Genomic DNA, 7,628 nt, shown 5'->3' with positions numbered 1-7,628 from the left:
GCGGTAGATGGTCTGCTTGCCGACGCCTCCCGCCGCAGCGAGCGCTCGCGCCGCGCGATCCTCGACGCCGCCCTGGAACTCGTCGGCGAGACCGGCTTCGCGAAGCTCACCATCGAGGCCATCGCCGCCCGCGCCGGCGTCGGCAAGCAGACCATCTACCGCTGGTGGCCCTCCAAGGCGGCCGTCCTCTTCGAGGCCTGCGTCCCCGAGGGCCTCGACCCCGCCACCATCGAGCTCCCCGACACCGGCGACATCGTCGCCGACCTGAAGACCGTGCTGCGCGCCACCGTCGACGACCTCAACGACGCGCGCCTCGACGCCCCGACGCGCGCCCTGACCGCCGAGACCGCCAACGATCCCGAGCTCGGCCGCGCCCTCACCGAGAAGGTCCTCGAACCCCAGCTCCAGGCCTACGTCCGCCGGTTGCGCGCGGCCCAGGAGGCGGGCCAGGTCGACTCGGACGCCGACCTGCGCATCGCCCTCGAACTGCTGGTCGGCCCGCTCTTCCACCGCTGGCAGACCCGCACCCTGCCGCTCACCCACGACTACGCCGACACCGTCGTCGACCTCACCCTGCGCGGCCTCGCCCCGCGCCCGTGACCCGTCCGGCGCAGGCGCCGGGCCCGCCGGTGACGGACGCCCGCGCCCGCGCGAGCGGCCGGTCTCACACCCCCGGGATACGTCCGACGGTCACACCAGGCGCAGGATGGTGGCAGCATTGACCGGAGACCGCGGTCGAAGTGAGGGGATAGATGGAACGCAAGAGCAGGTTCTCCCAGTGGCTGCGCCGCCCCAGGAGCGGAGCGGGCGGCGGTACGGGCACCGGCGCGGCATCGGAGGCCGCCCGCGAGGAACTGCTCCTGGCCGCGGCAGCCGCGGGCTTCCCGCTGGCCCCGGCCGCGCACCCGTCCGGGTACGGCTGTTCCTGCGAGCGCATCGGCTGTCCCACCCCCGGCCGGCACCCGGTCTCCTTCGCGTGGCAGACCCTCGCCACCACGGACGCCGAGAAGGTCACGGCGTGGCTGCGCAGCCAGCCGGAGGCCAATTTCGTCACCGCCACCGGCATCGCGCACGACGTGCTCGACGTCCCCCTCGAAGCGGGCCGGCAGGCCCTGGAGCGGCTGCAGAAGGCCGGGGTCGAGACGGGGCCGGTGGCCACCGTCGCCCCCGACCGCATGCTCTTCTTCACGGCCACCCGCGGCACCCCGGACGACGAGGACGAGTGGTGGCCCTGCGAGCTCGACTGCCATCCCGAGACGATGGACGAGCATCCGGGCCTGCGCTGGCACTGCCGCGGCAGCTATGTGCTGCTGCCCCCCTCGCGGCTGCCGGAGGAGTCGGGCGTGGCCTGGCTGCAGGGCCCCGAGCGGCCGCTGCCGGATCCGCTGACGCTCCTGGAGACCCTCACCGACGCCTGCGCCCAGTACGCGGGCGGCCGCCCGGACCAAGAGGCGGCCTGGCCGATCGGCCGCTGACCGCAGCGGACCGGACCGGCCGGGCGGCGTACGCCCCGCGCGCTATTCGCCCTGCGCGGCCGTCATCGTGTCGATCCGGTTGAGGAAGTTGATCATCCCGCCGTCCGCGCCCCGCGGGGGCACCTCGACCGCCGCCTCCGAGACCCGCGTGTACGTCACCGCGCGCTTGAGCTCGCCCTTCAGCAGCGCCTTCGTCCGCGGGTCGGTGACCGCGGGCCGCAGCCCCTCCGCCATCGTGCGCTTCTCCCGGTGGTGCGCGGTGAAGAACACCAGCGCGCCGCCGCCCTTGACCCGCAGCGCCGGGGCGGGGAAGGCGGGGGCCTTCTCGGGGGTGTCGATGAACTCCGTCCAGAAGGTGGTCGTGCGGCGCACCTTGTCGCGCTCTTCCCGCAGGCCCGTGGTCCGCGGGCCCGGCACGAAGTCCTTGCCCGTGCCGGTGCGCAGGAAGTCGGTGTAGAGGGCGCTCACCTTGCCGGGGTCGGCCATCAGGCCGTGGCCCCCGCCCCCGGCCGCGGGGACGGCCTCCGCGTGGCCGTCCTTGTCCTTCGTGAACTCCGGCACCTTGCCCGGGTTGACGATCGACAGGTAGGCCGCCTTCCACGGCTCCTTCGCCCCGTAGCGCGTGAAGACCACGAGCCAGCGGTTGGCGTCGCGGTTGCTGCGGGTGTCGGCGAGGAAGAACTTCGGCCAGCCGGCCTGCTTGGGGATGGTGAAGCGGGCGTCGTCGAGGACCAGGGAGGGGTATTTCGGGTTGCCGCCCGGCGTCTGGACGCTCTGCGCCGCCAGGTCGGCCTTGCCTATCTCGGCCAGCGCACCGGTTTCGACCCGGGCGATGACGCCCGGGTCGAGCTTGCGGTAACCCTCGTTGTAGCCGTCGGTGAAGGTCTTGAGGGCCTTGGCGGCCTCAGCCTTGTCCGCCGACGGGACGATCGCCCGCTCCCCGTGCACCGTCATGCACCCGGTCGCCGTCAGCAGCAGCGCCGCTGCCGTCACGGCCGTCCGCGTCGTGCGCGCTCTGCCGGCCCGCCGTCGTTTCATCGGGCTTCGACTCCTTGGTGGCTGCTCGGTTCGGCGCCACCCTACCGGGGGCGAAGAACACCAGGAGGGTGGGTACCAGATACAGCGCCCACACCGCCACCTGCAGCCACGTCGGGTCCGGCTGGAAGTTGAAGACGCCCTTGAGCAGGGTGCCGTACCAGCTGTCGACGGGGACCTGCTCGCTGATGTCGAAGGCCTTGTCGCCAAGACCCGGCAGGACGTCGGCCTCCTGCAGGTCGTGGAAGCCGTAGGCGAGCACGCCCGCGGCGACCACGATCAGCATGGCGCCGGTCCAGGTGAAGAACTTCGCCAGGTTGATCCTCAGGGCGCCGCGGTAGAACAGCCAGCCCAGCACGACGGCCGTGAGCAGCCCGAGCAGCGCGCCGACCAGCGGCCGGACCCCGTCGTCGGTGGCCTGCACGGCCGTCCAGATGAACAGCGCCGTCTCCAGGCCCTCCCGGCCCACGGCCAGGAACGCCGTGACGACCAGCGCGCCCGTGCCCATCGCGAGCGCGGCGTCCAGCTTGCCGTGCAGCTCCTTCTTCAGGTGCCGCGCGGTGCGCCGCATCCAGAAGACCATCCATGTCACCAGGCCGACGGCGACGATCGACAGCGAGCCGCCGAGCATCTCCTGCGCCTCGAACGTCATGGTCCGCGAGCCGTACTGGAGCAGCGCGCCGAAGCCCATGCTGAGCAGCACGGCCGCGGCGATGCCCGTCCAGACCGGGCGCAGGGCGTCCCGGCGGCGGGTCTTGACCAGGTAGGCGACGAGGATGCAGACGACCAGGCTGGCCTCCAGACCCTCGCGCAGGCCGATCAGATAGTTGCCGAACACGCGGCATCTCCTCCCCGGGAAGAACCGGTGGTCATGCGAAGGGGGCGGATCACGCGAACAGTGCCTTGCCCCACCAGTCGCCCTTGTCCCGGACGCCCGGCGGCACGGCGAAGACCGCCGAACCCACGTGCTGGATGTACTCGTTGAGGGCGTCGTTGCGCGCCAGGTTCATCTGCAGCGGCACGAACCCGTCCCGGACGTCCTTCTGGTACGCGATGAAGAACAGCCCGGCTTCCAGCCGGCCGAGCTTGTCCGTGCCGTCCGTGAAGGAGTAGCCGCGGCGCAGGATCTTCACGCCGTTGTTGCTGTCGGGGTGGGCGAGGCGCACGTGCGAGTCGGGCTTCATGGCCTTCAGCAGCGGCTCGTCGTGCTCGCGCTCCTTGCCGACGGGCGCGCCCTCGGCCTTGTCGCGGCCGAAGATGTCCTCCTGCTCGGCGAGCGGGGTGCGGTCCCACGTCTCGATGTGCATCCGGATGCGGCGGGCCACGAGGTACGAGCCGCCGGTCATCCACGCCGGGCCGTCCTTCTCGCCGACCCACACGTGCTGGGCGAGGGCCTCGGTGTCGGTGCCGGCGATGTTCCGGGTGCCGTCCTTGAAGCCCATCATGTTGCGCGGGGTCTGCGCGTCGGGCGTCGTCGAGGAGGTCTTGCCGAAGCCGAGCTGCGACCAGCGGATGGCGACCTTGCCCATGCCGATGCGGGCCAGGTTGCGGATGGCGTGCACGGCCACCTGCGGGTCGTCCGCGCAGGCCTGGACGCACAGGTCGCCGCCGCTGCGGGCCGGGTCGAGGTTGTCGCCGGGGAAGGCCGGCAGGTCGATCAGGGCCTTGGGGCGGCGGTCCTTCAGGCCGAAGCGGTCCTTGCCGTCCTTCTCGAACAGGCCGGGGCCGACGCCGAAGGTCAGGGTCAGCCGGGACGGCTTGAGGCCGAGGGCCTCGCCGGTGTCGTCCGGCGGCAGCTCGTCGTTGTCCGGGACCGCGCCCTCGCCGATCTCGTGACCGGCGGTCATCCGCGCGGCGGCGGCCGTCCACTCCTGGAGGAGCTTGACCAGCGCGGCGCGGTCGCTCGTCGTCACGTCGAAGGCGGCGAAGTGCAGCCGGTCCTGGACGGGGGTGGAGATGCCGGCCTGGTGGGCGCCGTGGAAGGGCACCGCGTCGCCCGTCGAGGCGGCCGGGGCCGCGTCCTCGCCGAGGCGCAGCGCGGCGGCGGTGCCGCCGGCGGCCGCGGCGCCGAGCGCGAGGCCCGCCCCGCCCCAGCCGAGGACGGAGCGGCGGGTGGGCTTGCCGCCCGGGGTCCGCGCGACGGCCGCCGTCTCGCCGGTCTCCTGCTCGCCGGTCGTCTGCGTGCCGGTCCTCTGCGCGTCGTTCTTCTTGGCGTCGCTCATGACGGCTCCCCCGCTACTTCGCGACGGCGCCGGCGAGCTTGGACAGGGGCTCCGCGAGGGCGTTCACGGCGTCGGACAGCTTCTTGCGGTCGTCCTTCTCCACGCCGTCGTACGCCTTGAAGGTGTCGCCGTCCCGGTACTCGCCGAGGAGCTTCTTCAGCTCGCCGAACTGCTTGTCGAGCTCCTTGGCCAGCGCGGCGTCGCTCTTGGCGGCCACGGGCTTGAGCAGCAGGTAGGACTTCTCGGCGCCCTCGACGTTGGCCTGGAAGTCGACGAGGTCGGTGTGGCTGTAGCGCTCCTCCTCGCCGGTGACCTTGCCGGTCGCGACCTCGTCGAGCAGCTCCTTGGCGCCGTTGGCCATGCTGGTCGGGGTGATCTCGGCGGTGCCGACGCGCTTCTGCCAGTCCTTGAGGTCCGTCATCAGCTGGTCGGCCAGCTTCTTGTCGTCCTCGTCGATCTTCTTCTCGTCCCAGAGCGACTTCTCCAGCTTGTGCCAGCCGGTCCACTTCTGGTCCTTCTCCAGGCCGTCCTCGCGGACGTCGACCTTCGGGTCGATGTCGCCGAAGGACTCCGCGACCGGCTCGGTGCGCTCCCAGCCGATGCGGGAGGCCGCGTAGAGCTTCTTCGCCTCGTCGACGTCGCCGCTCTTGACCGCGTCGGCGAACTTCTGCGCCGCCGGGATCGTCTCGTCGGCCTGCTGCTGGACGTACTTGCGGTACTCGGCGACCGCCTTGTCCAGCTCCGGGTCGGCCTTCTCCGCCTTGCCGCCGCCGGTGACGGTGATCTTCTGGCGGATGCCGTCGCCCTTCATGCCGGGCTTGCAGGCTATTTCGTAATCGCCGGGCTTCTTGATCGTCGCGGTGATCTCGGCCTTGGTCTTCGGGCCGATGTTCTCCCGCTCCGTCACGATCCGGTCGCCCGCGGCGTACACGTACACCTCGGTGACCTTGGAGCCCGTGTTCTCAATGTTGATCTTTATGTGCCCGGACGGGAAAGAGGTCTTCGAGACCTCGCACTTGTCGTCGGAGGCGGTCACGTTGATCGCGTCGGAGTCCTTGCCGTCCGACTTCTCGGCGCAGCCGGACACGGCGGTCAGGGCCGCGGCCGTGGCGACGGCGGCGACGACGGAGGAGCGGAGGGCGCGCATTGGGGCTCCAGGCGTGCTCGGAGAGGACGGAAAGGACGTTCACGCCATACACGGCATGGCCGAAAACCGGCTGGCCGGATAAGGCCGCCCTAACTTATCTGAGGCTTGCCTACCCTGTTCCCGGAAGGGTGCGTGATTCTGCTCTCACGAAGCAAAATCTCGTACCTCGCGCCTCGGGATCACCAAAGGCTCACCCGTGCGCGGATGATCAATTACCTCGACCGGCTGTGAATACACACGACTGAGCAATTCCGCTGCGAAGACGCGCGCCGGCGGTCCCTCCGCCGCGATCCGCCCCCGGTGCAGGACCGCCACCCGGTCCGCGTACGCGCCCGCGAGGCCCAGGTCGTGCAGGACGACCACCACCGCGTCCCCGGCCGCGGCCCGCTCCCGGCAGATCCGCAGCACCAGTTCCTGATGGCGCAGGTCCAGCGCGGCGGTCGGCTCGTCGAGCAGCAGGAGCGGGGTGCGCTGCGCGAGCACGCGCGCCAGGGCGACCCTCGCCCGTTCGCCGCCCGAGAGCGCGGCGAACGGGCGGGAGGCGAATCCGGCCACTTCGGCGGCGGCCATGGCGGCCCGGACCGCCTCGTCGTCCTCGTCCTCGGCGGGGGTCCCGGCCCAGGGCGCGCGCCCCATCCGGACGACCTCCCCGACCGGGAACGGGAACGACAGCTCCGCCGACTGCGGCAGCACGGCCCGGCGCACGGCGAGTTCGGCGGCCGTCCAGGCACCGGCGGGCTCGCCGTCGATCCGGACCTCGCCGGACGCGGCGGGCAGGTCGTGGGCGAGCGCGGCCAGGAGCGTGGACTTGCCCGCGCCGTTGGGGCCGACGAGCGCGAGGACTTCACCGGCGGCGACCTGGAGGTCGACCCCGTCGAGGACGGAGCGGCCGGCGAGGTGGACGTGCAGGGCACGGGCTTCGGCGCGGACGGTGCCGAAGGGGGAGGGAAGGGGGAGGCGCCGCTTCCGCCCGCGGCCGCGCAGGATGTGCCTGATCACGCCCAGCCTCCTTGCTTCCGGCGGGTCCTTCTCAGCAGCCAGAAGAAGAACGGGCTGCCGAAGAGGGCCGTCAGGACGCCCAGGGGCAGCTCCGCCGGCTGGGCCGCCGTGCGGGCCGCGAGGTCGGCCGCGACCAGCACCAGCGCCCCGCCCAGCGCACTGCCCGGCACCAGGAACCGGTGCCCGGGGCCCGCGGCCATCCGCAGCAGGTGCGGCACCAGCAGCCCGACGAACGTGATGACGCCCGCCACGGCCACGGCCGCGGCCGTCAGCAGCGCGACCACCAGCACCAGCACCAGCCGCAGCCGCTCGACGTCCACGCCCAGGTGCCGCGCGGGCCGTTCGCCGAGCGCGAGGAGGTCCAGCTTGCGCCCGTAGAGCGGTGCGACGGCCAGCCCGGCCAGGGCGCACGGCAGGACGGCGAGCACCTTCGGCCAGGTCGCCTGCGCGAGCGAGCCCAGCTGCCAGAAGGTGATCTGGCTGACCTGGGCGTTGTCGGCGATGAAGATGCCGAGCCCGACGAGCGCGCCGCCGAAGGCGTTCACCGCGATGCCGGTGAGGATGAGCGTGACCACTTCCGTACGGCCGCCCGTGCGCGAGAGGGCGTAGACGAGCAGGACGGTCACGAGCCCGGCCCCGAACGCGCAGGCCGTGACGGTCCAGTTGCCGAAGAAGGTCAGTCCCAGGGAGATCGCGGCGACCGCGCCGACCGCCGAGCCCATCGAGATGCCGATGACGCCGGGCTCGGCG

General features: G+C 72.2%; 8 protein-coding genes. 2 read left to right on the top strand and 6 right to left on the bottom strand.

What is annotated here, in order from left to right:
- Window positions 1–12 precede the first annotated feature (12 nt).
- Window positions 13–600, top strand: a complete 588-nt coding sequence (locus ACSNOG_RS30940; RefSeq protein WP_436756017.1) for a TetR/AcrR family transcriptional regulator — start codon at window positions 13–15, stop codon at window positions 598–600.
- Window positions 601–752: 152 nt separating this feature from the next.
- Window positions 753–1,475 (top strand): bifunctional DNA primase/polymerase, encoded by a 723-nt coding sequence (locus tag ACSNOG_RS30935; RefSeq protein WP_436756015.1) that lies wholly within the window; start codon window positions 753–755, stop codon window positions 1,473–1,475.
- A gap of 42 nt (window positions 1,476–1,517) precedes the next feature.
- Here the strand turns inward: ACSNOG_RS30935 and ACSNOG_RS30930 are convergent, their stop codons facing one another.
- The 6 genes from ACSNOG_RS30930 to ACSNOG_RS30905 all read right to left on the bottom strand — a co-directional run.
- Complete coding sequence (locus tag ACSNOG_RS30930; RefSeq protein ID WP_436756016.1) at window positions 1,518–2,429, bottom strand: hypothetical protein; 912 nt, start codon at window positions 2,427–2,429, stop codon at window positions 1,518–1,520.
- Window positions 2,380–3,348: an iron uptake transporter permease EfeU gene (efeU, locus tag ACSNOG_RS30925; RefSeq protein ID WP_436756014.1), complete on the bottom strand. Its 969-nt coding sequence runs from the start codon at window positions 3,346–3,348 to the stop codon at window positions 2,380–2,382. The genes ACSNOG_RS30930 and efeU overlap by 50 nt, the downstream gene beginning before the upstream one ends.
- A 49-nt stretch (window positions 3,349–3,397) precedes the next feature.
- Window positions 3,398–4,732 (bottom strand): iron uptake transporter deferrochelatase/peroxidase subunit, encoded by a 1,335-nt coding sequence (gene efeB, locus ACSNOG_RS30920; protein WP_436756013.1) that lies wholly within the window; start codon window positions 4,730–4,732, stop codon window positions 3,398–3,400.
- Window positions 4,733–4,745: 13 nt separating this feature from the next.
- Entirely contained in the window at window positions 4,746–5,879 is a 1,134-nt protein-coding gene (gene efeO / locus ACSNOG_RS30915) for an iron uptake system protein EfeO (RefSeq protein ID WP_436756012.1), read from the bottom strand.
- Window positions 5,880–6,023: 144 nt separating this feature from the next.
- Window positions 6,024–6,878 (bottom strand): heme ABC transporter ATP-binding protein, encoded by an 855-nt coding sequence (locus ACSNOG_RS30910; protein ID WP_436756011.1) that lies wholly within the window; start codon window positions 6,876–6,878, stop codon window positions 6,024–6,026.
- Window positions 6,875–7,628: FecCD family ABC transporter permease (locus ACSNOG_RS30905; protein WP_436756010.1), on the bottom strand; the 754-nt coding region annotated here is incomplete at its 5' end. The genes ACSNOG_RS30905 and ACSNOG_RS30910, both read right to left, overlap by 4 nt.

This window comes from Streptomyces sp. URMC 124 (genome assembly GCF_051386455.1).
Lineage (GTDB): Bacteria > Actinomycetota > Actinomycetes > Streptomycetales > Streptomycetaceae > Streptomyces.
Note: the sequence above shows the minus strand (reverse complement) of the source record. Positions and strands in the feature narration are given on the sequence as shown.